Raw genomic sequence first — 25,645 nt, forward strand, 5'->3', positions numbered from 1 at the left:
TCCAGTAACCTTCATCTCCTATCAATCCAATAACACACCTTTACTAGCTATTGATAAGAACTAGTCATTGTCTCTTCTCATCTTTCTAAATTTAGACAGCCTATTTACATTAGTTTTACATGCATTATCAATATTGGTCTATACAACTATTCAAATAATTGTTATACTATTCATATAAGTAAAACAAAAGGAGCTCTTGAAATGACCAATAGTTTTGTTTTAAGTGGTGCAACCATCATCTCAGAAGATCGTACCCATACAAATAGTACCCTTTACATTGAGAACGGAAAGATTGTGAACATTCTTCCGCAATCACATGAACATGTCACTCATTCTAATCTTGAAATCACTCTCCCTGACAACGCCTTCATTCTGCCAGGTTTTATCGACCTCCATATTCACGGAGCAAATGGTTCCGATGTGATGGATGCAACACCCGAGGCTCTATCTAATATCGCTCATACAATTGCCCAAGAAGGAACGACTTCTTTTTTAGCAACAACGATTACCCAGTCGCCTGAACTTATTAAAGAGGCACTCAAAAATGTTGCATCCACCGTACAAAATGAACAACAAAATACGGGAGCGAAAATACTTGGAGTCCATCTTGAAGGTCCATTTATTTCAGCTCCGCGTGCCGGCGCTCAACCGCTCCATTATATAACAAACCCATCAATTGAACAGTTCAATGATTGGTACACTGCATCTAATGAGTTGATTCATCTTGTTACCTATGCACCTGAAAAGGAAAATGGTCTTACCTTTACAAGACACCTAAAAGAGCTTGGTGTAATCCCTTCTATCGGCCATTCAGATGCTGTTTTTACAGAAGTAAAGGATGCTATTTGTGCCGGTGCTCGTCATATCACCCATCTATACAATGGAATGAGAGGCTTCCACCATCGTGAACCAGGCGTAGCAGGAACTGCTCTTTCCAGCTCAGAGCTATTTGTGGAACTTATCGTGGATGGCATTCACGTCCATCCTGATGTTGTGAAAACTACTTTGGCCGCAAAAGGTGCTGATAAAATCATTTTAATCACCGACTCTATGAGAGCAAAATGGCTTGAAGAGGGAACCTATGACTTAGGTGGTCAAACAGTGAAGTATCAAAACGGGCAAGCTTTATTGGATAATGGCTCATTAGCGGGAAGTGTTTTAAAAATGAATGAAGCTGTTAAAAATATGGTGCATTTCTCAGGTTGTTCATTAGAAGAAGTGGCCGTCATGGCAAGTGCAAACCCAGCAAAACAACTTGGTCTTTTCGACTCAAAAGGCAGTATTCGAAATGGTAAAGATGCTGACCTTACTGTTCTTAGCCACGATTTTGAAGTACTCCTAACAATCTCAGAAGGAAGAATAGTCTATGATAAAAGAGGTGTTGCACATGAAAATCATTGAAACGAACAACTATCAAGAAATGAGTGAAAAAGCTGCTCATTTTTTAATAAAAAAAGTCCAGGATAATCCTGCTATTATACTCGGTATGGCAACAGGTGGCACACCCGAAGGAATGTATCGTTTATTAATTGATGACCATAAAAATAACCATACCTCGTATCAGGGTGTTACAACTTTTAATTTAGACGAATATATAGGACTTCCTAAGGACGACGCAAATAGTTATTATTCATATATGTGGAAAACATTATTTGATCATATTGATATCAACGATGAACACGTACATTTACCGAATGGTTTAGCAACAAATATTGAAGAAGAGTGCAAAAATTACGAACGTCTAATCAAACAATACGGTGGTATTGACGTCCAAGTTTTAGGTATTGGAGAAAATGGGCATATCGGTTTTAATGAACCAGGCACTGCTTTTGATTCACACACACATGTTATCGAACTAACCGACTCAACAAGAGAAGCGAATTCACGCTATTTTTCTAACATTTATGAAGTGCCTAAAGAGGCAATCACAATGGGTATTCATACGATTATGCAAGCAAAAGAAATTGTCCTACTCGCATCTGGAGAGAGAAAAGCAGAAGCTCTTAACCAACTTTTACATGCAGAAATCAGTGAAGCTTTTCCTGCATCTATTTTGCAGAAGCATTCAAATGTAACCATCATCGCTGACCGCGATGCACTGAAGCATATTTCTCACGTAACCGTATAAAGGAGTGAATCTATTGTTTTCACGCTATTTGCAGCAGCTTCAGAACCTGCTGAAAGATATCGAAATCAATGAAAAAGAAGTTATTTTAACTACAGCAAAAAAAATCGCAAATACGTTAGCCGATGATGGTTTACTTTATGTGTTTGGCTGTGGGCATTCACACATGCTCGCTGAGGAAGTGTTTTACAGAGCAGGCGGACTTGTTCCTATATATCCCGTCCTAATCGAAGACCTAATGTTACATCGAGGTGGTGCACGCTCATCCGATTTTGAAAAGGATCCTGATTTTGCATTCACTTTTCTAAAGGACATTCATTTTACCGAAAAAGATCTTCTAATAGTCGCTTCTACATCAGGAAGAAACCCAGTTCCCATTGATGTAAGTCTTTATGCTAAAAATAAAGGGACACACGTAGTAGGTATTACATCAATCTATTATAAGGAACAACAGAGCTCCAGACATTCAACTGGCTCCCACCTATCGGAAGTCGTCGATACGGTGATTCATAATCATATTCCTGTTGGTGACGCATTAATTCAATTCGACAATGAAAGTATTGGCGTTGGACCAGGCTCTTCTGTCACAGGTATCGCGATTATGAATAGTTTAATCGTAGAAGCAACAAACCAACTTTTACAATTAGGTGTGAATCCTCCCATTTTTCGAAGCGGTAATGTGGATGGTGGAGCCGAGCATAATGAAGCCTTGCTTGCCAAATACCAGCCGCTCATTGATAAGCTTTGAACAACCTTATTGGTGCTTTCTATCATAGTTCCCCCTAAGATAGTTAGTTATAGACGGCAGAAATGCCAAAAAACCCGCATTTCACGTGCGGGTTTTTATATGGAAGTTATTTAATGCTGGTATGCGGAGTTCTACTCGTCGCTACCGAAAATCATGCTCCGCGTCCTATGGGGTGGCGCTGAGCTAATCGGCTACGCCGCTGGATCTCAGCTCTGCCACTACGTCCCATGGGAGTCTCCGCATGACTCGTCCGCTGGGTTACTGCTCATTCTCAAGTTCTCAAAACAATCTAACACTATTCATTTAAAATGAGAATGAAAAAAACTAATTAATTAAAGTGCCAACAGTTAAAGTGCCAAAACCTACTTTCATCTTTGTTGGTAGCGAAGTGAATTGGGCTTCGCCATGCGAGTTTTGTATGAAAGTGCGAACATAGAGCGTTAATCATCGCGACCGAAAATCATGCTGTGCGTCATTCACGTCGCCGTTATGATTTTCGATTGATATTGATCATAAATTTATAACGATCGCCTCGATAGCTTGATTTAACTAATTCAAGTGGTGTTCCATTTGCCAGAAACGTCTTACGCTCAATTAATAGGATTGGACTTTGTTTAGGGATATCTAATAGCTCTGCTTCTGCTTTAGTCGCAGTTGCTGATTCGATTACTTGTGTAGCACTCCCAATGTGCAACTTTAATTTATTTTCCACATAGTTATAAATCGAGTTTGCCACAATTTCTTCCGTTAAACCTAAAACAAGATTAGCTGGAATGATATTCGTTTCAAACGCAATGGGGATATCATCACCTAGTCGAATCCTTTTTATTTCATATACTGGAGTGTGTTCCTCAATCATTAATTCCTTAGCTACTACCTGGGTTGCTGGAATAATTGAAAAATCTATCAAACGACTACTCGGCGTTAAACCACGTGAGCGCATGTCTTCTGTAAAACTCGTTAAACCATGTAATGCCTGCTCTATTTTTTTCTCTTGAACAAAAGTTCCACTACCTTTTTTCTTGTATATCAGTCCTAGACTAACAAGGTTATTAATCGCTTGCCTCACGGTCATTCGACTTACTTGATAGTATTCCGCATACTCTCTTTCCGATCTCAACATATCACCAGGCTCTAAAATCCCACTCATAATCTGCTCTTTTATCTGTTCTTCAATTTGATAATATATGGGTAATGGTGAAGATTTATCTATCAAGAAAAAGCCCCCTCTTATATAGTATTGGTATATACCATTATACTACATATATTTTTGGTCTAGTCAACCAATTAATCACTATGAAAAAAGGCCTCAAAAAGAGACCTCTCACCCTGCAAACTGACCTATTAGTTTTTTCGTAACAATTTCAGGCTTTTCAGGTTTACTAAATAGAAAACCTTGTACCCAATCACAACCTTCTCCTCTTAACCAGTCAACTTGGGCTTGTTCCTCCACTCCTTCCATTAAGACACGGAGGTTCATATTATGACCCAATTGAATCATGGAACGAACGATCGCTTCTTGAGCTTGATTACCTAATAAATTTTTTAGGAAGGAGCGGTCAATTTTTAACATTTCTAAAGGAAGTTCATTTAAATGTTTAAAAGAGGAATATCCTGTACCAAAATCATCTAACGCCATTTTAATTCCCATATTTTTGAGGGCGTTTAGTTTTTCTATCGTTTCATCCGTATAAGCTATCGCTGATGATTCCGTAATCTCTAGCTCCAAATAATTCGGATCGATACCAGTCTCAGCAATAATCAGCTTCAAATCATCAATAAATGAATCATTAGTAAATTGTATTGGTGAAATATTAACAGCCATTAGAATTGGTGACATACCTAACCTTTGCCATGCTGACCATTGTATACACGCTTGTTTTAATACCCAATCGCCTACTTCGATAATAAGTCCAGACTCTTCTAAGACAGTTATGAATTCACCAGGGGAAATTTGCCCTAATTCAGGGCTTTTCCAGCGAAGTAACGCTTCTGTCCCTTTAATTTTCTCGGTTACTAAATCGACTTTCGTTTGATATACAAGATAAAATTCATCTGCTTCTAAAGCCGTATGTAAAAGTTCTTCCATAAGAAGTCTTCGCCTAACTTCCTTTTCAATTGTTGCATTAAAGAACGAAATTTGATTTTTTCCTGCTTTCTTAGCATCATAAGTAGCAAAATCTGCGATTCGAATTAATTCATCAGCACTTGTGACATCATCTGGATAACAACTAATCCCACCGCTTAATGTAACCCTAATTCTCTGATTGGCTATAATAAAAGGCGTTTTAACCTGAGAAATGCAAGCATCAGCAATGGCTTCAATCTCTTGAACTCGCTCATCAAATATTATAATAACAAATTCATCCCCACCAATCCTGGCTAGAATATCATCGTCACTAATCACTTTCCTAAAACGATTTGAAAGCTGAATGAGCAATTGATCGCCCGCTAGGTGACCAAAAGAATCATTGGTAAACTTCAGCCGGTCTATATCCAAAAGTAAACAGGATATTTTTCTATTTAAACGAATCGATTCATTTATTTTTTCATCAATATAATGGCGATTTGGTAGCTTTGTGAGCTGGTCATGAAAAGCCATATGACGTAGTTCTGATTCTAACTGCTTATTTTTTGTAATATCAAGAAAGAGCCAAATATGTCTTATTTGATGATTAATCACCGCTTTTTGTTTGGTAACACGGATAAGCATTTCTTTAGTCGCTGATTTTAATTGAATATCAATAGTTGAACATTCAAAGTCTACTAAGTTTGGATCTAGTTCAGTGAGATCCTCAGGTGCTTCTCTACCAAGTTGTTGGAGTATGTGATTAAAAACATCATTCGTATGAATAACCTGTTCATGGTCATCTGTAATGATTAACCCATATTCAAATGAGTTAATTACCTCGCACTGTAATTCATCTAATTCATGAATGACTTTGGGACATAGATGATATTTTAATAGGTAAAACATAGCACAGATTACTAATAAAGCAGGTATAATTTGTACTACAAATAACCCATTCACTAGTGAGGTAAAACTAATGCTAGTTTGTACATAATCTGGCCAAGCATGGATAAATATATTTTGGTTATTAATCATCCGAGCTAACAGCTCCATACTATCACCTATTCATTAATTTAGAATAAACATGCACTTATTATTAAGATAACATACTAGGACTTTATCCACACTATTTTTTTACTATTTATTTTAAAATTTCCTATTTATCAGTAAAAATATAATGTAATATCGCTTTACGTGATTTATTTTTTGTACGTTGGAATTAAATTCCTAGTTATCAGATTTGTATTTTCATACATTTAGGACGTAGATAATCTAGCATTGATTTTGTACGAAAGTGTACTTATGGGTGATAGTTTGTGCCTTGAAGTTAGCTGGACATCCATCTCGTGATAAATGTCCTTAACAGGACGTGCTCCCTGCTAGTTCAGCCGACTCCTAATGGTGATCGAGTTTTAAACGTGCCATCTGTTTAAAAAGTCGCCATTACTTTCATCTTGTTGGAGCCGAAGTCAATCGGCTTTCCTATGTGGGTTTTGTATGAAAGTGATCTGATGATTATTTGCGAAGTTCTACTTGCCTCTCCCGAAAATCATGCTCCGCGTCCTTCGCGGGGTGGCTGTTTACGTGATATGCTGAATCTTTTTGGAATCCGCTCTTAGGAGCAATATCCAAAAAGCCTCGGGGCTATGACACAATGTAAAAATACTCAAAATCGTTTATGAATAAAAAGCCACCAGACAAAGGGCAAAGCATACTTTTTATGAATGTGTACTTCGTGGAATAACAAAAAGACAGAACTGTGTATCCTGCCTTTTGCTATCCTGTATAAGATTTAGACACTCTTGAGCTCGATTTTTACACTTGCTCGTAAGCAACTTCACCGGATCTTTTTTCCTCAATTTTGGTTAATCTTTCTTCAACCTCTTCTTCAGACATTTTATTTTCAACAATGTAACGATTTCTTGGGTGTACGCGGCATTCATCTGAACATCCACGCATATAGAAGTGCTCATTCTCTTCTGATGTTAGGATTTGTTTATTACATTCTGGATTACCACAATTCACATAGCGTTCACAAGGTGTTCCATCATAATGATCTTTACCTACGATCACTGGATCGACTTGATTAACAGGTACGCTTATTCGTTCGTCAAATACATATAATTGTCCATCCCATAACTTTCCTCGAACCTCTGGATCCTTACCGTACGTAACAATTCCACCATGTAACTGACTCACATCATCAAAGCCTTCGCGTTTTAACCACCCTGAAAACTTTTCACAACGAACTCCACCCGTACAATAGGTTAAGATTTTTTTGCCTTCAAATTGCTCTTTGTGATCTCGAATCCAATCAGGTAGCTCCCTAAAGCTGCGAATATCAGGTCTAACTGAATCACGGAAATGACCTAAATCGAACTCATAATCATTTCTTGCATCAATAACTACCGTATCTTCATTTTGCATCGCCTCATAGAATTCTTTAGGGCTTAGATAGTTACCCGTTAATTCTAATGGATTAACATCATCTTCAAGGCGTAGCGTTACTAGCTCAGGACGATATCGTACATGCATTTTTTTAAAGGCATGCTCTTCCTCTTCATCCTCTTTAAAGACAATTCCATGAAAGCGTGGATCGTTCTCTAGCTCAGCTTTATAAGCCTCCGTTTGCTCAACTGTACCAGAAACAGTCCCGTTAATCCCCTCATCAGCAATAAGGACACGTCCTTTAATGCCTAATTCCTTACAAAATTTCAAGTGCTTTTCTGTGAAATCTTCTGCATTTTCAATCGTTGTGTAAAAATAATACAGAAGTACACGCATCGGTTTGTTACTCATGATGTTGCCTCCTTACGATTTCCTCTTTGTATAATATTTCTAACTGTTCTTGTACTAATTACGTACAAAAAGGCGCTACTTTTAGCACCAAAGATTAAACCAACAGACCATCCAAACGCAGATTGGTGTTCCGTTTTTGTATAAAATATACCTAACTATTTAACCAAATTTCCCTCTAAAAATCAACCTCTTCCCCACATTTATCTCACCACGTACCTGTTTGTAACTTATGGTAAAGAATATGAAAGAGACACCCAAAGTGGATGCCTCCTCACGATTAATTAATTCGATACTTCTTTTTGCTCTCCGACACGTACTAACTTATTAATGCAGCCAAATAATGCCTTTACCGAAGATGTCATAATATCTGGGTCAAGTCCACAACCCCAATGTAGCTGTCCATGTTTATCAGAAACACCTACGTAAGATACGGCTTGTGATTCAGAGCCTGTTTCTAATGCATGCTCTCTGTAAATAAGATTAGAATAGTCAATATTTAAGTGCTTTTGTAATGCTTGACTAATTGCGTCCAAACGACCGTTACCACTTCCCACTAATTCCTTCTCTACTCCATCCTCGCTAATACGGATAATCGTTTGATAATCATCATAATTAACAAATGTATAACCTAAAAATTCGATCGGATTGGTGATGTTCACATAGTTCTCAAAGAAAATGTCATAAATCTCTTCAGGCTGAAGCTCGGCGTGCTTTTTATCGGAAACATCCTTCACCGCATAACCGAAGCTTTCCCTCATCTCTTTTGGTAAATCCAAGGCGTAATGTTGCTTCAGAATGTAACCAATTCCACCTTTACCAGACTGTGAGTTAATACGAATAATGTCTCCTTCATACTCTCTACCTATATCTTTTGGATCAATGAGTAAATAAGGCACACTCCAAGCTGTCTTTGGCTTTTCTTCACGGTATGCCATGCCTTTAGCAATCGCGTCCTGATGCGAGCCAGAAAAAGCCGTAAAAACAAGTTCTCCTGCATATGGATGTCTTTGCGGTACTCTCATTCTTGTTAATCGCTCGTATACATCTCTAATTTGATAAATTTTTCCAAAATCAAGTTCTGGGTTAACACCATGCGAATACATATTTAGAGCCAACGTTACGATATCAACATTGCCCGTTCTTTCCCCATTTCCAAATAGCGTTCCTTCAACTCGTGTTGCCCCAGCTAACATCCCTAGTTCAGCATCCGCCACCCCCGTACCACGGTCATTATGAGGATGAACGGACACAATGACGTGTTCACGATATTTTAAGTGAGTTGACATATACTCAATTTGACTCGCATAAACGTGTGGCATTGACATGGATACCGTTGCAGGCAAGTTAATAATGACTTCATTTTCCGCTGATGGTTGCCAGACATCGAGGACGCGATTACAGATCGCTAGAGCAAACTCCATCTCCGTTCCAGTGAAACTTTCTGGTGAATATTGAAACTGAAAATTGCCTTCTGTTTTTGCAGCACATTCTTGAATAAGCTTTGCACCAGAAACAGCAATTTCAATAATATCCTCTTTTGGTTTTCTAAAAACTTGTTCTCGCTGAGCAACAGATGTCGAGTTATACAAGTGGACCACGGCTTTTTTTGCCCCTCTTAATGCTTCGAATGTTCTTTCAATTATATGATCCCTTGATTGTGTCAGAACTTGTATTTTCACATCATCAGGAATTAATTCCTGCTCGATTAACGCTCTTAAAAAAGCATATTCAGTTTCAGAAGCGGCTGGAAATCCTACTTCTATTTCTTTAAAACCCACATCGACCAGTAGCTGAAAATACTCTAGCTTTTCTTCTAAACTCATTGGAATGATTAATGCTTGATTGCCATCACGTAAATCTACACTACACCAAATAGGTGGTGCATCAATGTACTCTTTTTTCATCCATTCATTACTTGTAACTGGTGGAAGGAAATAACCTCGCTCATATTTACTTACATTTTTCATTTTTTAACACTCTCCCCTTCAAGCATTTTGTATTTGGTGAAAAGCTTTTCTCTATTAACTCGTCACCGAGACATATAAAAAGCCTCCCGTCTCCTTGGAAGAGACGAAAGACTTGAAATCCTACGCGGTACCACTCTTATTCACACATTTGTGTGCACTCAGATAGTAAAGGAATAATCCTTTTACCTCCTTAAGTAACGGTAAGGGACCGGCTTCATCTACTGAGATTCAATGAAGCTACTTCAAGGCGAGTTCAGAATGAAGTATGACTGTTTTGCACCAACCAACAGCTCTCTTAATCCACTACATTTCCTACTACTCCTCATCAACGCATTTATGAAATATTTTGACTATTGTACTACAATTATCAGAATTATTCAATATGTCTGAAGGTATTTTTCTTTTTTGAATAAATCTTGGAGCTGATGCTACATTATACAATTTTTGGATCTGGCAAAAAGTGAAGCTAAGTTGTAGGAAAAGTGAGGACGGGAAGTAACAATAACTCGGAGAGAAAAGTGACGACAACGAAATAGCGTGGAGAGCCATTTTTGTTGTCCTCAAACCGAGATGACGACATCGAAATGAAGTGGAGGCGTTAATGTTGTCCTCGAAGCGGTATGCTCGTCGCTACCGAAAATCATGCTGGCGTCCTGTGGGGTGGTGCTAAGTTAATTGTCGATTTTGCTTATCTTTTCTGCCACTTGATTGAAGCTCTTATTTTGTATTTTTCATCAGAGCTTTAACTATCTACTTTAAATCAGCCTTGCTTATCGACTGACTATTCTATATACTTAGCATATCTGAATGGAAACGGGGGGTGTGGGAGATGTGTAAGCAAGCTGTTTGTGTGCGTGATAATCGTAGTAGATTTATGCTCGTTTGTCGTGCAAAATTTGCTGTTTTAGTTACAAAGGGAGAGATCTGTCCTTTTTTAGTAACTAAATAAACAAATGACACAATCAGTGCATCACCTTTACCCACATATGAATGAGGTGAACGGGGAAAACCTTTTGTTCTCTCGTTTTTGGTGAACGAATTCTGATTCGTTCACCTTTTTTATCTTTTGAGGTGATGTTCTTTAACTTAGGAGGAACATCAAAATGTACGGACACATACAACAAGTATCAAAAAGCTTTGGGGGTGACCCCCTTTTTGAGGAGATTAGTTTTGATATAAAGGCCCATGATCGAATCGGCCTGATTGGAAGGAATGGAAGTGGAAAAAGCACGCTGTTAAAAATGCTCGCACAAGAGGAAACGCCTGATAATGGTGCCATCCATTTTTCTAAACATACAAAAATCGCCTATTTATCACAAGTACAATCACCCACTTTTATGGGGAATGGTAAACAGTTTTTAGAGACCGCGTTTATGGAACTAATAGAAATAGAAATGAAAATGAGTGAGCTTGAAAAGGAAATGAGTCACACAATCGGCCAAAGATTAGAACAGACAATTGTTCAATACAGTGAGCTACAGGAGTATTTCACTTCGCATGGCGGTTATGAAATCCGTTCTAAAATAGAACAAGTCGCTGCCGGTTTAAAAATTAGCCACCTCCTTACGCAACCTTTTCAAAGTCTAAGTGGAGGAGAACAAACGAAGCTGGCCCTAGCACATGTGTTATTAACTGAGCCAGATTTGCTTTTATTAGATGAACCAACCATTTAGACTTACAAGCCATTGATTGGTTAACTACTTTTTTAAATCGTTTTAGCGGTGCATTTATGATTACTTCACATGACCGTTATTTCTTAGAGGAAACCGTTAATCGAATACTCGATTTAGAGGATGGTAAGCTCCTCTCCTACGCATGTGGATATCAGCAATTTATCAAGGAAAAAGAAGAACGATTATTGCAGGAATTTCAAAATTATCAAGAACAACAAAAGAAGATCAAAAAAATGAAAGAGGCAATAAAACGGCTACGTATCTGGGCCAATCAAGCCAACCCACCTAATGAGGGGCTTCATAAACGGGCTCGAAATATGGAAAGAGCTCTCGAAAGAATAATGCTTCTTGATAGACCCGTCCTTGAACATAAGAAGATAAAATTAGACTTGCAAGCAACAGACCGAAGTGGTCAAGACGTGATAACGATCACGGACTTAGAGAAAAGCTTTGAACACCGCTTATTATTCTCTAACGTCAACTTGCTCGTTCGTTACGGCGAGCGCGTCGCTTTATTAGGTGACAATGGAACGGGAAAATCAACATTGCTTCAATTAATTCTAGGTCAATTAACACCAAATAGTGGCGTAGTAAAGTTAGGTAGCCAAGTTAAAATAGCTTATTTATCTCAGAAATTATATGTGGCACATACAAATAAAACGGTTATCGAGGAATTCCGTGAGCATGTCAACGTGACTGAAGGTGAAGCTCGCTCACTATTAGCTCAATTTTTATTTTATGGCTTTAGCGTCTTTCAAAAATTATCATCTCTTAGTGGTGGTGAAAAGATGCGACTCCGCCTTGCAATCATTATGCAAACGGAAATGAACGTTCTTATCCTTGATGAACCGACAAACCATCTAGACATTGAATCATGTGAAGTATTAGAAGATACACTATCAACATTTCAAGGAACCGTTCTAGCTGTCTCACATGATCGCTATTTTATCGATAAACTTTTTCATAAAATTGCTTGGATTCACGATCAACAACTCTATGAATTCCCAGGAAACTACAGCTGGGCGAAAGAGAAAATGAAGGAGTCCATCATGCGGAATGAGAAAGCTCAACCTATCCCGATTAAACATGATCATCAAAATAAATATAAGTCGACTTTAAACCATCATCATGAATTGGGACAGAGCATTGAGACTTTAGAGAATGAAATAGAATTACTAGAACAGAAACTACTAAAGGAAAACGACCTTGAGAAGATGCAACACCTACATGCTACGAAAGAGAATTTAGAGTATAAGTGGACTGAACTAATGAAACGACTTGAAGGAGACTATTAATATGGATTATTCGATCGATCAAACATATGAATATGGACAAACGGCACTAGAAAACGCTCTATTTCGGGTCAATCATTTTACGCAACTAAAAGTTATGTATGATGCCAATTATTTAGAGTTTAAGCAGAATCCGACACTATCATTATTTATAAAAAGCGAAGAAGTACTAAAGCAATTTCATCTTGAGCGTGGACAAACGCATTTAAAATTTTTCTTTCCAGAAAATAATCAAATTGATACAATTTTAGAAGAATATCTAAAGCAAAATCGTTATCAACTTGACCGTACGGAATTATACGTGCGCCGACCTGTTCCGTGGATATCAAACGAGAAACCTCCACAGCTTATGATTAAAAAAGTCACTCATTCGACTCCCATAGCAAACGACTACCTCGACCTCCAATACCGGTTTTGCTTAACATTTGGTCAGGAATATGCGTTAGGCAAAACGGCTTTAATGAAGGAGCAAATTAACAATCCATCGTATGCAATTCTGCTCGCTTACTGGAACGAAATACCTATAGGATTCATACATGGGATTAGCATCGATGAAAGCACGTTTGAACTTGATAACTTTCAAATTGATGAGTCCTATCAAAGAAAAGGAATTGGTACGCATCTTCAAGCAGCTTTATTTCAGGAATTCCCAAAGCAAACAGCGATTCTTCTAGCAGATGGACAAGACTCACCCAAAGAGATGTACAAAAAGCAAGGGTACCAATTCCAAAGCTTTATGTATGAAGCTCTAAAAGAATAAAATATGCTTCTTTCTGTTGTATGAAAGTTGCTTAAAACTGATATGCGGAGCTATACTCATCGCTCCCGAAAATCATGCTCCGCGTCGTGCGGGGTGGCACTGATGACACGCCATAAGAAAAGGATAAAAGGTAAGCATACCCTCTTCAAATCTTCATCTACAAGGCTTAAAAAAACCGATCGGAATTGAGCTCCGATCGGTTTTGTTTTTATTTTGCGGCAATCGCCCTAATTTCAGCTACAAGCTTATCTAATGCCCCCGCTTGATTGCCTTCTCTCATTTTCCTTCTTATCTCTTCTTTTTTGACGGTTATCATATCTAAATGATCCTGTAACGATTCACTCGTTAACTCTTCTTCTTCCAATGTAACCGAATATCCCTTTGCTTGGAATGATTCTGCATTCAAAATTTGATCACCTCGACTTTGTGCTCTACTTAGTGGAATAATGACCATTGGAATTTCTAAAGCTACAAATTCGAAAATAGCATTAGAACCTCCCCTTGTAATGACAAAATCAGTTGTTGCTAAAATATCAGCAAGCTCCTCATGTACATATTCGAACTGACGGTAGCCTCTTCTGTTCTCTAACAAAGCATCGATATTACCTTTGCCACATAAGTGGACAATCTGATAACGCTTCGTCAATTCATCAAGATTATTTCTTACGGCTTCATTGATTTTTCTAGCACCAAGACTTCCTCCCATAATAAGTAACACCGGTAATTGACTATGAAACTCAAGAAATCTTCTTCCTTTATCCTCGGACCCTTGTAGAATTTCTTTTCGAATAGGAGAACCAATTGCTTCGGTTTTGCTAGCTGGCAAATACTTTTTGGTCTCATCAAAAGATGTGAAGATTTTTGTAGCAAAACGTTGGGATATCTTATTGGCAAGTCCAGGTGTTAAATCACTTTCATGAATATAAATCGGTATTTTAAGTGTTGAAGCTGCTATGATAACGGGCACTGATACGAATCCACCTTTTGAAAAGACGAGATCTGGCTTCAACTTCTTCAGAATCCTTCTTGCGTCTAAGCAACCTTTCAAAACTCTAAAAATATCCTTTACATTTTCAAAATCAAGATACCTTCTTAATTTACCGCTACTTATAGAGTGGTAGCGAATTCCTGTTTTTTCAATTAGCTCTTTTTCAATGCCATTTTTTGAACCGATATAGTCAATTTGAAAATCCTCATGACGGATTTCTTTTATAATAGCGAGGTTTGGAGTGACATGGCCTGCCGTTCCTCCACCTGTAAATACGAGTTTTTTCATAATTCCTCCTAGAACGTGCTTTCTATGGTTCCTTGTTATCATTTGTTTACATACTCAATCTGCTAACATCTTTTTTACTAGTAACTCGTTGTGCTAAAGAACATATAAATAAAAAAGACTGATTGTATTGTATCACTAATCGTTAAGATTGCTAAGAAGCATTCTACTTATTTTCTATAATATTTAAAAATAGTTTGTATCATGAATCTAATATGTGGATTTCAGGTTATAAATGAACGTAAAATCAACCATGAACTTTATTATATTAACATAACAATCTAAATTATCAGACTTATTTGTGTACATAATGAGTAGACATCATGTATGATAGATCTGACCACAATTTAAAGGGGGATACATATGCTTTCAAAAGCAGTTATTGAAGACATCATTACCGCGGCTCTTAGTACGGGTGGTGATTTTGCCGAAGTATTTGTAGAAGATAAATGGAACACAAATATTGACTTAATCGGTGGTAAGGTCGAGTCAAGTATCGTTGGAAAAGACTTCGGTATTGGTATTCGTATATTAAAAGGACTACAAAGCGTCTATGCATATACGAATGAATTCAGTCGTGAGCCATTAATTGCCGTAGCACTTGAGGCGGCAGCCGCCATTCATGGAACACCGAAAAACCTCACATTAAATTTAACCAAACAAGAATATGAAAACAAACACATCATTCAACAAATCCCAAAAGAAGTTTCAAAGCTTCGTAAGGTCGAAAAGATGAAAGAAGTTTATCAAGCAGCTAAACAGTATGACAATCAAATCTCACAAGCTTTAGTTGGTTATAACGATGAGGATCAGCATGTACTGATCGCTAACTCTGAAGGTACATTTATTCAGGATCGCCGTGTTCGTACACGCTTTAAAGTGCAAGCCGTTGCCTCTCGTGGGACAGAGATGCAAACTGGTTTTTATGGACCCGGTGCACACCAAGGCTTTGAGTTTATAGAAGGTGCTGATTTATCTTACTATGGGGAAGAAGCTGCTAGAATCGCTGTTACAATGCTCCATGCAAAAGAGTGTCCAAGCGGTAAATTCCCGGTTATCATCGACAATGAGTTTGGTGGTGTTATTTTCCACGAAGCATGTGGGCACGGCTTAGAATCTTCTTCTGTTGCGAAGAAAAATTCTGTTTTCGCTGATCGAGTTGGCGAACGTGTTGCACCTGAAATTGTTACGTATATTGATGATGGAACACTTGCGAATGAATGGGGCTCTGCCAATATTGACGATGAAGGTGAAGAATCTCGCGAAAATATATTAATTGAAAATGGGATTCTTAAGGGCTATCTAATCGATAAACTTGGTGGTAGAAGAATGAATACAGCTTCTACAGGGTCTGGTCGACGTGAGTCTTATAAATTTGCTCCTACTTCTAGGATGACAAATACGTTTATCGCACCTGGACAATCAACACATGATGAAATTATCGCCAATACCGAGTTTGGTATTTATGCAAAATATATGGGCGGTGGTTCTGTGAATCCTGCAACAGGTGATTATAACTTCGCCGTCAATGAAGGCTATATCGTTCGTAATGGTAAAATTGCAGAGCCTGTCCGCGGAGCTACTTTAATCGGAAACGGACCTAAAACATTACAAAAGGTTGATATGGTTGGAAATAAACTTGCACACGGCGCCGGAATGTGTGGAGCATCGAGTGGTTCGATTCCAGCTAATGTCGGTCAGCCTATGATCCGTGTCAGTGAAATTACGGTTGGTGGAAGGGGGAACGAGTAATGGATATGATTCAATTCAAGGAACAACTTTTTGAACAAGGAAACAAACACGGCTTTACTGAAATGGAACTTTATTATCAATCCACGAATCGTTTTAATACACAATTATTTAATGGGGAAGTTGATGGCTATAAAGTTTCTTCTGAAGGTGGTGTTTCTTTCCGCGGAATTTATAACGGGAAAATGGGCTATGCTTACACAGAAAAAATCGCCGATTCTGAAATTGAATTTTTAATCCAAGAAGCAGCTGATAATGCTCTTATCATCGAGGACGACAATCCAGAGGAATTATTCGCAGGTTCTGATAGCTACGCTGATATTTCTTTATATTCTCAATCCCTTTCTGAAGTATCCTCAGATGATAAAATTAACCTACTAAAGGAAGCCGAAAAAGAGTGTTATGCATTAAGTGATTTAATTCATAGCATTAACTATTGTACGCTAGAATCCCGTGAGAGCGAAACATTTATCGCTAACACAAAAGGCTTAGAAAAACGTGAAAAAAGGAACTTTATTTACATTATCTTATCTGCCGTTGTTAAATCAGGTGATGAATTTAAAAGCGCAATGAAATATTGGGTCACTGATGACTTTTCAACTTTTTCTCCAAAAGAGATGGCCAAAGAGGTTGTCGATGAGGCATTAAGTTTTGTTGGGGCTTCTTCTATTAAAAGCGGCCAGTACCCGATTATACTTAGAAATACGGCTGCTTCATCTTTATTACAAGTATTTTCATCAAGCTTCTCAGCAGATGATGTTCAAAAAGGAAAATCATTATTAGCTGGAAAATTAAATGAAACGATTGGTCATTCACTTATTACCATTATTGATGACCCACATGATCGAAATGGGGTTGCGAGCCAAACTTTTGACGGAGAAGGCGTTGCGACCGCCAAGCAAACGATTGTTGAAAATGGTGTTCTCTTAACCTATCTCCACAATTCAAAAACAGCTCAAAAAGATGGTGTTAAGTCCACTGGGCATGCTTATAAACCATCATATAAAGGTTCAATCTCAATCTCGCCTTCTAATATGTATATTCAACCAGGTTCCGAATCGCTTCAGCAACTCATGGAAAGCGAGTCTGAAACGATTGTAATTACGGACTTACAAGGACTTCATTCTGGAGCCAATTCGATTACAGGTGACTTCTCCCTTGCGGCCAATGGATACCTCGTTCGCAATGGAAAAATCGAAAGGCCACTTGATCAAATCACCGTCGCTGGGAACTTCTTTACTTTATTAAATCAAGTTGAAGCGATTGGTAACGACTTAGATTTTAGCATAATGGGATCTGGCTACCTCGGTTCACCAAGCCTAAAGGTAGGAACACTATCTGTAGGTGGAGAATAATGGATTCATCGAATTAGAAGTTCGGACATAACTTATTTACTATTAGGAAAGAGGCCGCGTTCAGAATCGGCCTCTTTCGTTATATAGATCTTGTACGAAAATAAAGAACTACCTTCTAATTTCAAAACGAATGTCATAAACAACTCTTCTTGGCTCTAAGTTTGTATCAACCCTAACATAAAGTGGCTCATTAGCAGCTCCTCTAATTGAATAACTACCAGTAGCAGCACTCCCTGTTCGATTAATATAAACCGAACCATAAATAGGATTAGTACCTAGTAGACGAACTCTTAACACTCTGTAATACACACCATGCCCGGCAATGCTATAACTCCCATCACCTGTACGGACGACATTATGTCGAAGCACATTTAATATTAATGCACCCGTATTAACATTAAAAAGACAGGACGTCGGTATTTTTGACCCAATATTAAATCGCTCTGTATGCGTACAAACATGAATACCATTCATCTGAGTAGTAATAGGCTCTTCTTTTTCAATTAAAACAGGCTTAGCTTGTGCAAGAACGATAGCATCAGGGTCCTCTTCTGATACATCATCTTTGATAACAATCCTCCACCGATCGCCTAATTTTTTCACATCAACAGGTGTTTGAGCTTTATAGCCATCAAAATAGGTTTCAATGACAATAAAACGATAATGTTCATCATTCACTTTACTAGAATCTATAATTTCGAATTCCATAATACCATTTTCAAATTCTCCATACATCGTTTCATACAAATCAATTTGTTGATGCTTTAGAAGAAAGCGGTCATCAAGAATCACATGAACAGCTTTTTCAAAATCGTGGTCAATAAGAGCTTGAATTCCTTCTGACAATGCCTCCTTTGCATCATCATGATTATCGGCAAAAACTAAGGTAGGGAATAAAAGACTTACAAATAAGATAAAGGGAAAAATATAATGCTTTTTCATGCATAACCTCCTAGTATTCTTTTATTTACAACCATATCCATATAATAACATTTATCAACAACAAAAGTAGTGATTTTTCTGAAAATAATGTAAAAATTTCGCTATTTTTGGTATTTTTATGATACAAATAAAAACAGCCTAATATAAAAATGACAGTTAGCCTATTTGAAACGGCTAACTGTCTAGGCATGTGCATTTAATCATCCAATGTCCCAACTACCTTATTCTCCTGCCACCAAGTTACCTCCACCTTTCCTTCTTTCGCTGCAATCCCACGGATCACGATATAGTAGGTGGAATCCTCACTAGGCTCGACGCCTAACACTCCTTCTTCTAGCGGATGTTCGGTCATCGGACGTAGATTATGCTCTTCATCATAAAGACTTACACCGTGCTCCCCACCATCCCGAAAATGATGGTCTACCTTAAAAAATAGTTGTTCTCCTGCTTTTGCCTCAATAGGGATTAAGTGTTCCCCATTAAATGCTTCATACTGAATGAGAACCGTCTCTCCCTGCCTCACCTCTGTCCAACCTTCTTTGTTGGTCCATTCAAAAGGTGTCAAGCATAATGCAAGTACAGGCAACATATAAGCAGCTCTAGCCATACGTTGCCTTTTTGCCCATTTCTCTCCCATTAAAAAAATCAACGCAAAAATGGCTCCTACCGTTCCAGCAATCAACCCAAATTCATTCGGACTCATTATAATAAAAATAAGATATCCGAACCCTATGTATAACAGAAACCCAGTTACAACTCCCGCCTGCTTCCACTTCTTCCTTATCCAACCAATTAAAAATGAGCTTATGATTCCATAAACAAAAATAAATAACCAAACCCATAAGGTCGTGAGAGTCTCATGTATTAGAAATAGATTAAAAGAAACAGATAAACTGATATATAAAATAAAAAACGACATTGCTAAACTAGCTCCAATTAGTTTAGTCTCTAGCTCCTTCATCCTATCCAACTCCTTCTATGTCTAATTAATTTGATCATATCATATATTAAATGGATTCAAAGCTTACTGACTGGATTGAATCACAGAAATGATTAGACTTTTGCGACTAGCGATAACAAGCAAACACAGGCCTTTTGTAAAAAGATGGGTGCAAAAAAGGCAACTGGATTGGTTATTTAATTAAAAACGTGAGTGAGGTATTAGCCTCACTCACGTTTTCTTTTATTTCCATTGCCACTCATTCATTAAAACCTCATAGTGGGCGGCCCAACCGTCTCCAAATTCAGGAGCTGCGGATTGCCATATGACATAATAGTAATCGTGCTCAAACCGTAATGATGCATAGGTTGCTTCATACTCGGCGTCATGAACTTTTACACTGACTATAGAATCCTCCTCCATAAGCGACTCAAATTGTTGATAATCAGCTAAAATAACTTCCTCAAAAAAGTCCTTCGCTTCCTCCCTTTCTTTTGTATTTAATAAAAATATCCTCATATTTGTTTCAGGATCAATCGTAGCTTGTAGCTCAATGAGCTGGTACTGCTCTTCTTCCCTCTCGACAATTTCCCACATATTTCCCCGGTAATAAGTGGAGAATGGAATCGTTTCACGATCTAATAGCTGATAATCAATCGTATCAAATTTCCCCTCAATTTCGACTTCCTCCACAATTATTTCTTCTCTACCAGATAACCCGTATAAGTCTGGCTCGTCGATCTGCTCATTCTTTTTTGGCTGTTCCCATTTTTGCTCGGTTTCATCTGGTTTGTCTCCTAATGGTCCACCTATTGGATCCATTGGCGCATTACTTACCCATAGAATACTTACTAATCCAATCGTTGCAATCATCGCGAGAGAGGCTGTGAATACAGGGGAACCGATCCTAAACCAGCTCTTTTTTTTCTTTGCCTGCTCTCGTGCATATTTAATTTCTTCTTGAACAAGTTTAAAGGTTTCATTTTTGAATTGCTTAGAAGGTTCTACAGAGATTTGTTTAACCATATCGATCACCTTTTGTTCGTCATTCCTGTTATTCATTCCATACCCCTCCTTCTCTCTCATGAAATGATTCTTGTAGCTGTTTCTTAGCTCGATGCTGAAGGGATTTGACTGATAAAAGAGTTTTTTTCATAATTTCCGCTGTTTCATTTAAACTAAAACCATCAATGAATCTGAGCTGAATCACCGACCGATAATCCTGAGGTAGCTTAGCTAATATGTCTAATATTGCTTCCATATTATCGTTTTGCCATTCACTTTCCTTATTAGTAGTCGCTAATGCTTCCATTTCACCTTCGTAAAAGCCTCTTACTGACTTTTGACGTTTATGTTTACGGTGGTAATCAATAATGACATTTCGACCAATTGTAAAAAGCCACGTTTTGAACGTAGATTTTTGCTGATATTTGTGCAAATAACGTGCCATTTTACTAAAAACATCCTGAGTCACTTCCTCTGCATCATGATAATTGCCTGTTTGAATGAAAGCATATTGGAATACGACTTGAAAATAACGATCGTAAAGCCTTTGTAAGGCGTTGTCATCTCCCTGAAGTATTAACTTTACTAGCTCTTCATCTCCCATGCTTTTCACCTTCTTCTTTGTTAGTCGTTATATAAGACGGAGCCTTTTTTAAAAAGATTCATATTCATTTATCTATTTTCAACATAGTCCTTTTGATTTAAGATAGACATAATGAGATGTAGAAAGGATGAAATCGTATATGGCTTTATTGCAAGTTCAATTTTTCTCTGAAGTATTAGGGCTTAGCTCCTCTATGAATGTTATTTTACCAGAACAAACACACACACAAATTGGGATGGAGAATCAATTACATACGACCAAACATAAGACATTATACTTATTACATGGATACAGCGATGATCATAGCATTTGGTTAAGAAGAACATCGATTGAACGTTACGTCGCTGCGACTGGAATAGCCGTTGTGATGCCGGCCGTTGATCATAGTTATTATACGGATATGGAATACGGAAAGAAGTATTGGACATTTGTTAGTGATGAGTTACCTCAGATCGCTCGCTCCTTTTTCCACCTGTCAGATAAACGAGAGGATAATTTTGTTGCTGGATTATCGATGGGAGGCTATGGTGCTTTTAAGTTAGCATTAAATCATCCTGATCGATTTGCAGCGGCTGCGTCTTTATCTGGAGCCCTCGACATTCGCTCCCGTACACTTGCTGATGCTGGCAGGAAGTTTGACCTCATTTTAGGAGGAAAAGACCCACAAGGCACTAGTGCCGATCTGTTTCATTTAATTGATAAGCACAAAAATAACCCCAATCGTCCCTTACTGTATCAAAGTTGTGGAACGGAAGACTTTTTGTATGAGGATAACCAACGTTTCACTGCACATTGCCAAAAGTCAGGTTACGAGTTGACTACTGATTACGGCCCTGGAGATCATAATTGGGAATATTGGGATGACCAAATTCAAGCAGTTCTTAAATGGTTGCCCATTCACTCCTAACCTTATAAGAATCCCCCCTCTTCCAACTGATAGAGGGGGGATTATTGATACTTTATTTCTCCTTCACTATATACAAACTGCAAAAATCCACGCACATTGTCCTCTTCCTCACTCTTATATGTAAAGGAAAGCTGTTCTTCCACAAATTTTGCCGTGCGATGAAACAAGTCACAAGCCGTAAATAAAGCATGCCACATATCCTCGTAACTTCCTCTCGCAAAAGTGAGCAGCAACTGCTGCCATATATCTTCATCCAAATATTGTTCAATATATTTATAATTTTTTCCTACACTTAGAGAAAAATCCGTTTCAATGCCAACTCTCCAACTTAACATCTTCAGCAACATCGGTCGGACAATTTGATTGAGATGATCCTGAGCATACAAAATCTCCCGTCGTGCTAAGCCTTTAGCCACATACGTCGTCACCCACCAAAATTCATTACAACAGTCATGATAGAACTCCTCAGATGGCTGTTGAATCCAATATGCTTTATCTGTAGAAGTTGGGTAAAGACGATCTGGTTCATCTTTATTGAGTAATACCTTCGTTAAGCCGTTCTCCACTAAATAATTTTCTTTCTCTTCATATGGAACTAAGATTAAATCAATTCTCGTATAATCATCAAATAGCATTAAATAGGAAAATCTGTTCCCTAGCTCAGGTGGAAACATCGCCATATTTTCTGGCATTTGCAAAATCGTCCTTTTGCCAAAGACATCGATCCAATTCGGGTCTTGAACAAATGCATCGATATCTGTTACGACATACACAACATCATAATCCTGAAGCCAATCCTCTGGCACATTTTGATTTGTTCGTGATCCATTTAAACCAACGAGCCGAATTCGATCATCTGCCTTGGCAACTTTTAATACCCGTTCATATATTTCCTTTGCTGTCCTCATGTTGATTAGATTCCCCCTCCCATACATAATGAACAAAATAGACGTCCTCACCAAGGAATTTGAATGAATCCGCACTTTCCTCAACCTTGATAAAACCATTCTTTTCTAATACCTTTTGAGAAGCGAAATGATTAGAAGTCGTTTTTGCTTTAAGTTTTGTAACCAGTTGATTAGTCGACAATTCATTAATGAGCTTTGCTAATGCTTGTGTCGCAATCCCCTTACCAACCACTTCTTGCCCCAGTCGATACCCAAGCTCTGCCTCACTCGTTTTAATATCCGTGACATTCATACGGCCTATGATCCTTTTCTTCTGATCCTTGATTAAATAAAATAAAGACTCGCCCCGCTCTTGCTCTTCTAGCAAAAGTTGATGACGCTGTTGAAATTCAGAGACTTGATAAAATGCCTCCCCTCTACTCGGAATCATCGTTTCAAAGAAAGAACGATTTTGCACTTCAAAATCAAACAAACTTTTCTCATCTTCTTTTTTCAGATACTCTATAGTAAATAACAATATTTTCTCCCTTTCTTACGCCTAGTAACGAAACAAAGCAGCAAATGCTCTTATAACGAACTTGATTGGCCATATAATTAATTCTGGTATATAAAAAATCAAATCAAAAAACCAGTGATCCTTTTTCTTTTTCTTTTTCTTTTCCACAATCAACACTCCCGGAATATTCGAATAGTTATTTCTATTTTACCTGTTATAGATGGAAAATAGCCATTCATTTATCAGACCCGTTAGAACTTGATAAGTGAAAAGCGGGTCGCATGGAGGGCAACATGTTATCTTTTTCTTAGGAGGTTATCGAGATGAATTTTCTAAAACAAATGAATCAAGCCTTACATTATATCGAAGAGCATTTAACAGACGAGATCGACGTTGCAAAGGCCGCCTCGGTCGCCTATTGTTCAGAATACCATTTCAGAAGAATGTTTTCTTCTTTAGCTGGGATACCATTGTCAGAATATATTCGCCGACGAAGATTAACACGAGCTGCTTTTGATTTATTACAATCCGAGCAGAAGATAACGGATATTGCTCTTCAATATCAGTATCAATCTCCTGATTCATTTTCCAATGCTTTTTATCGCTTGCATGGTATTCGGCCATCTGAGATTCACAATCAACAACAAGCATTAAAAGCCTATCCGATGTTAACTTTCCAATTAACGATGAAAGGTGGTAATCCAATGAATTATCGTATTGTAGAAAAAGAAGCCTTCACCATTATTGGCTTAAAAAAGAGAGTTAAGTTGATTTATGAAGGTGTTAATCCAGAAATTGCCTCGATGTGGGAAAGTTTATCAGCCGAGAAAATCGCAGAGTGGAAATCGCTTTCTAATGTGGAACCAGTTGGTATGGTCAGTGCCTCTACCAACTTCAGTGAAAGGACCCAAGAACAGAGTGAACTCGATCACTATATCGGTGTTCTTACAACCAACCCGGTATCAGCTCAAACGGATTCACTTGAATTAAGTGCTGGAACTTGGGCTGTATTTACAGCAGAAGGCCCATTTCCAGAAACATTACAAACGACGTGGGCTCAAATTTATTCTGAGTGGTTTCCAACCTCTAACTATGAGCAAACAAATGGACCGGAAATCCTCTGGAATGCCGACAAAGATACAACATCACCCACTTTCAAAAGCGAAATTTGGATACCTGTTATCAAAAGAAGCTCATAAACCAAATGTAACGTGAATTCTTATATAAAACCAGTGACCCTTACTTCCCATAGTAATAGGCACTGGTTTTCTTATATTTAAAAAGGGTAGATAGATGACAACTATCCAAGCAAATGTTCAGTCAACCTAGATATGGTAATAGTCAGTTTTCTTGAAGGACTTGCATCATCGCATTTCCTGATTAATTAATTCGTTGATTATGGTAAAATCTAGATATAGCTTTACACGGCTATGAGCGATCCCCAGTTAAAAGGAAGGAGGAATACTATATGTTATCGATCAACTTAATATTGGGATTTTTTAGTGTTATTCCAATTATTCTTTCACTCTTATTTTTTGGATTTATCCTTTATTTCCTCATTTCAATTCTTAGACATATAAGTGCTGATAATCATAATCAAGTGTTAATCATCAAGAAATTAGAAGAAATTTCTAAAAAACTCGATCGAAAACCATAGCTTCCAAAATTAATGACAAAAACCTTCCAAGCGGAAGGTTTTGTTCCTATATTAAATGCTGTTCTTCGTTTGCTAATTTTATCATTAAAGGCGACAAACAGATAATGATAGCTGCAGAAACAAACATATAACTCAAGACGATTACAGGGTGAATATTAAACATATTGAGCACTAACCCAAGAATAGGGATAAAAGGTAAAAAGCTCATCTTTTGTTTCGTTTTTTTTGTAACGTATTGTTTATTATGACAATATGGACAAGGAATAGCTGGATCTAACGTAAAGGATCGCTTGAATGTTTGCCTCCAGCTCCACTGCTTTTGACAACGTTGACAGAAAGGCATTCGCATCTTCCTCCAATCATAGCTAGTACTC

General features: G+C 37.9%; 21 protein-coding genes, 1 pseudogene and 1 other annotated feature. Of the genes and pseudogenes, 10 read left to right on the forward strand and 12 right to left on the reverse strand.

What is annotated here, in order from left to right:
* Positions 1 to 201: 201 nt before the first annotated feature.
* The 3 genes from nagA to PQ479_RS14740 are packed head-to-tail and all read left to right on the forward strand — an operon-like array spanning position 202 to position 2,873.
* Entirely contained in the window at positions 202 to 1,401 is a 1,200-nt protein-coding gene (gene nagA / locus PQ479_RS14730; RefSeq protein WP_047988394.1) for an N-acetylglucosamine-6-phosphate deacetylase, read from the forward strand.
* A complete protein-coding gene (nagB, locus tag PQ479_RS14735) occupies positions 1,388 to 2,128 on the forward strand; it encodes a glucosamine-6-phosphate deaminase (protein ID WP_047988393.1) in 741 nt (246 codons plus the stop codon). The genes nagA and nagB overlap by 14 nt, the downstream gene beginning before the upstream one ends.
* Positions 2,129 to 2,132: 4 nt before the next feature.
* Complete coding sequence (locus PQ479_RS14740) at positions 2,133 to 2,873, forward strand: SIS domain-containing protein (protein WP_273717065.1); 741 nt, start codon at positions 2,133 to 2,135, stop codon at positions 2,871 to 2,873.
* 487 nt (positions 2,874 to 3,360) lie between these two features.
* On the opposite strand, the gene PQ479_RS14745 is transcribed toward PQ479_RS14740, so the two are convergent.
* The 4 genes from PQ479_RS14745 to PQ479_RS14760 all read right to left on the reverse strand — a co-directional run bounded on the left by PQ479_RS14745 (position 3,361) and on the right by PQ479_RS14760 (position 9,710).
* Complete coding sequence (locus tag PQ479_RS14745) at positions 3,361 to 4,089, reverse strand: GntR family transcriptional regulator (protein WP_047988391.1); 729 nt, start codon at positions 4,087 to 4,089, stop codon at positions 3,361 to 3,363.
* A gap of 108 nt (positions 4,090 to 4,197) precedes the next feature.
* On the reverse strand, positions 4,198 to 5,997 hold the full coding sequence (locus tag PQ479_RS14750) for a putative bifunctional diguanylate cyclase/phosphodiesterase (protein WP_053070370.1): 1,800 nt from the start codon (positions 5,995 to 5,997) through the stop codon (positions 4,198 to 4,200).
* Positions 5,998 to 6,759: 762 nt separating this feature from the next.
* The gene (gene trhO / locus PQ479_RS14755; RefSeq protein ID WP_420535553.1) at positions 6,760 to 7,743 is read right to left on the reverse strand and encodes an oxygen-dependent tRNA uridine(34) hydroxylase TrhO; all 984 of its coding nucleotides are present in this window, start codon (positions 7,741 to 7,743) and stop codon (positions 6,760 to 6,762) included.
* A 281-nt stretch (positions 7,744 to 8,024) separates the two neighbouring features.
* Positions 8,025 to 9,710 carry a 2-isopropylmalate synthase gene (locus PQ479_RS14760; protein ID WP_047988389.1) on the reverse strand — a complete coding sequence of 562 codons (1,686 nt, stop codon included), beginning with the start codon at positions 9,708 to 9,710 and terminating at the stop codon, positions 8,025 to 8,027.
* A 96-nt stretch (positions 9,711 to 9,806) separates the two neighbouring features.
* Positions 9,807 to 10,048: a binding site (T-box leader), on the reverse strand.
* 765 nt (positions 10,049 to 10,813) lie between these two features.
* Here PQ479_RS14760 and abc-f point away from each other — a divergent pair.
* Both abc-f and PQ479_RS14770 read left to right on the forward strand, forming a co-directional pair.
* A pseudogene (abc-f, locus tag PQ479_RS14765) lies at positions 10,814 to 12,678 on the forward strand (ribosomal protection-like ABC-F family protein).
* Position 12,679: 1 nt separating this feature from the next.
* On the forward strand, positions 12,680 to 13,435 hold the full coding sequence (locus tag PQ479_RS14770) for a GNAT family N-acetyltransferase (protein WP_047988388.1): 756 nt from the start codon (positions 12,680 to 12,682) through the stop codon (positions 13,433 to 13,435).
* Positions 13,436 to 13,643: 208 nt separating this feature from the next.
* Here the strand turns inward: PQ479_RS14770 and PQ479_RS14775 are convergent, their stop codons facing one another.
* On the reverse strand, positions 13,644 to 14,711 hold the full coding sequence (locus PQ479_RS14775; RefSeq protein ID WP_047988387.1) for an undecaprenyldiphospho-muramoylpentapeptide beta-N-acetylglucosaminyltransferase: 1,068 nt from the start codon (positions 14,709 to 14,711) through the stop codon (positions 13,644 to 13,646).
* A gap of 360 nt (positions 14,712 to 15,071) precedes the next feature.
* On the opposite strand from PQ479_RS14775, the gene PQ479_RS14780 reads away from it, so the two are divergent.
* Complete coding sequence (locus PQ479_RS14780) at positions 15,072 to 16,460, forward strand: TldD/PmbA family protein (protein WP_047988386.1); 1,389 nt, start codon at positions 15,072 to 15,074, stop codon at positions 16,458 to 16,460.
* Entirely contained in the window at positions 16,460 to 17,812 is a 1,353-nt protein-coding gene (locus PQ479_RS14785) for a TldD/PmbA family protein (RefSeq protein WP_053070369.1), read from the forward strand. The genes PQ479_RS14780 and PQ479_RS14785 overlap by 1 nt, the downstream gene beginning before the upstream one ends.
* A 108-nt stretch (positions 17,813 to 17,920) precedes the next feature.
* On the opposite strand, the gene PQ479_RS14790 is transcribed toward PQ479_RS14785, so the two are convergent.
* From PQ479_RS14790 to PQ479_RS14805, 4 genes are all read right to left on the reverse strand, one after another.
* A complete protein-coding gene (locus PQ479_RS14790; protein ID WP_047988385.1) occupies positions 17,921 to 18,754 on the reverse strand; it encodes a hypothetical protein in 834 nt (277 codons plus the stop codon).
* 196 nt (positions 18,755 to 18,950) lie between these two features.
* Complete coding sequence (locus PQ479_RS14795) at positions 18,951 to 19,715, reverse strand: hypothetical protein (protein ID WP_047988384.1); 765 nt, start codon at positions 19,713 to 19,715, stop codon at positions 18,951 to 18,953.
* A 222-nt stretch (positions 19,716 to 19,937) separates the two neighbouring features.
* Positions 19,938 to 20,756, reverse strand: coding sequence for a hypothetical protein (locus PQ479_RS14800; protein WP_047988383.1), 819 nt, complete (start codon positions 20,754 to 20,756; stop codon positions 19,938 to 19,940).
* A complete protein-coding gene (locus tag PQ479_RS14805) occupies positions 20,749 to 21,303 on the reverse strand; it encodes an RNA polymerase sigma factor (RefSeq protein WP_047988382.1) in 555 nt (184 codons plus the stop codon). Before PQ479_RS14805 ends, PQ479_RS14800 begins: the two co-directional genes overlap by 8 nt.
* A 139-nt stretch (positions 21,304 to 21,442) precedes the next feature.
* On the opposite strand from PQ479_RS14805, the gene PQ479_RS14810 reads away from it, so the two are divergent.
* Positions 21,443 to 22,210, forward strand: coding sequence for an alpha/beta hydrolase (locus tag PQ479_RS14810; RefSeq protein WP_047988381.1), 768 nt, complete (start codon positions 21,443 to 21,445; stop codon positions 22,208 to 22,210).
* 41 nt (positions 22,211 to 22,251) lie between these two features.
* Here the strand turns inward: PQ479_RS14810 and PQ479_RS14815 are convergent, their stop codons facing one another.
* Together PQ479_RS14815 and PQ479_RS14820 are read right to left on the reverse strand one after the other, a co-directional pair.
* Positions 22,252 to 23,118: an aminoglycoside 6-adenylyltransferase gene (locus tag PQ479_RS14815; protein WP_047988380.1), complete on the reverse strand. Its 867-nt coding sequence runs from the start codon at positions 23,116 to 23,118 to the stop codon at positions 22,252 to 22,254.
* Complete coding sequence (locus PQ479_RS14820; RefSeq protein WP_047988379.1) at positions 23,093 to 23,635, reverse strand: GNAT family N-acetyltransferase; 543 nt, start codon at positions 23,633 to 23,635, stop codon at positions 23,093 to 23,095. The genes PQ479_RS14815 and PQ479_RS14820 overlap by 26 nt, the downstream gene beginning before the upstream one ends.
* A gap of 302 nt (positions 23,636 to 23,937) precedes the next feature.
* On the opposite strand from PQ479_RS14820, the gene PQ479_RS14825 reads away from it, so the two are divergent.
* Both PQ479_RS14825 and PQ479_RS14830 read left to right on the forward strand, forming a co-directional pair.
* Positions 23,938 to 24,813 carry an AraC family transcriptional regulator gene (locus tag PQ479_RS14825; RefSeq protein ID WP_047988378.1) on the forward strand — a complete coding sequence of 292 codons (876 nt, stop codon included), beginning with the start codon at positions 23,938 to 23,940 and terminating at the stop codon, positions 24,811 to 24,813.
* A gap of 269 nt (positions 24,814 to 25,082) precedes the next feature.
* Positions 25,083 to 25,271, forward strand: coding sequence for a hypothetical protein (locus tag PQ479_RS14830; protein ID WP_047988377.1), 189 nt, complete (start codon positions 25,083 to 25,085; stop codon positions 25,269 to 25,271).
* A gap of 46 nt (positions 25,272 to 25,317) precedes the next feature.
* Here the strand turns inward: PQ479_RS14830 and PQ479_RS14835 are convergent, their stop codons facing one another.
* Positions 25,318 to 25,614 carry a TIGR04104 family putative zinc finger protein gene (locus tag PQ479_RS14835; protein WP_047988376.1) on the reverse strand — a complete coding sequence of 99 codons (297 nt, stop codon included), beginning with the start codon at positions 25,612 to 25,614 and terminating at the stop codon, positions 25,318 to 25,320.
* Between the last annotated feature and the right edge of the window lie 31 nt (positions 25,615 to 25,645).

The organism is Alkalihalobacillus pseudalcaliphilus, from assembly GCF_028610675.1.
Classification (GTDB): domain Bacteria; phylum Bacillota; class Bacilli; order Bacillales; family Bacillaceae_D; genus Alkalihalobacillus; species Alkalihalobacillus pseudalcaliphilus.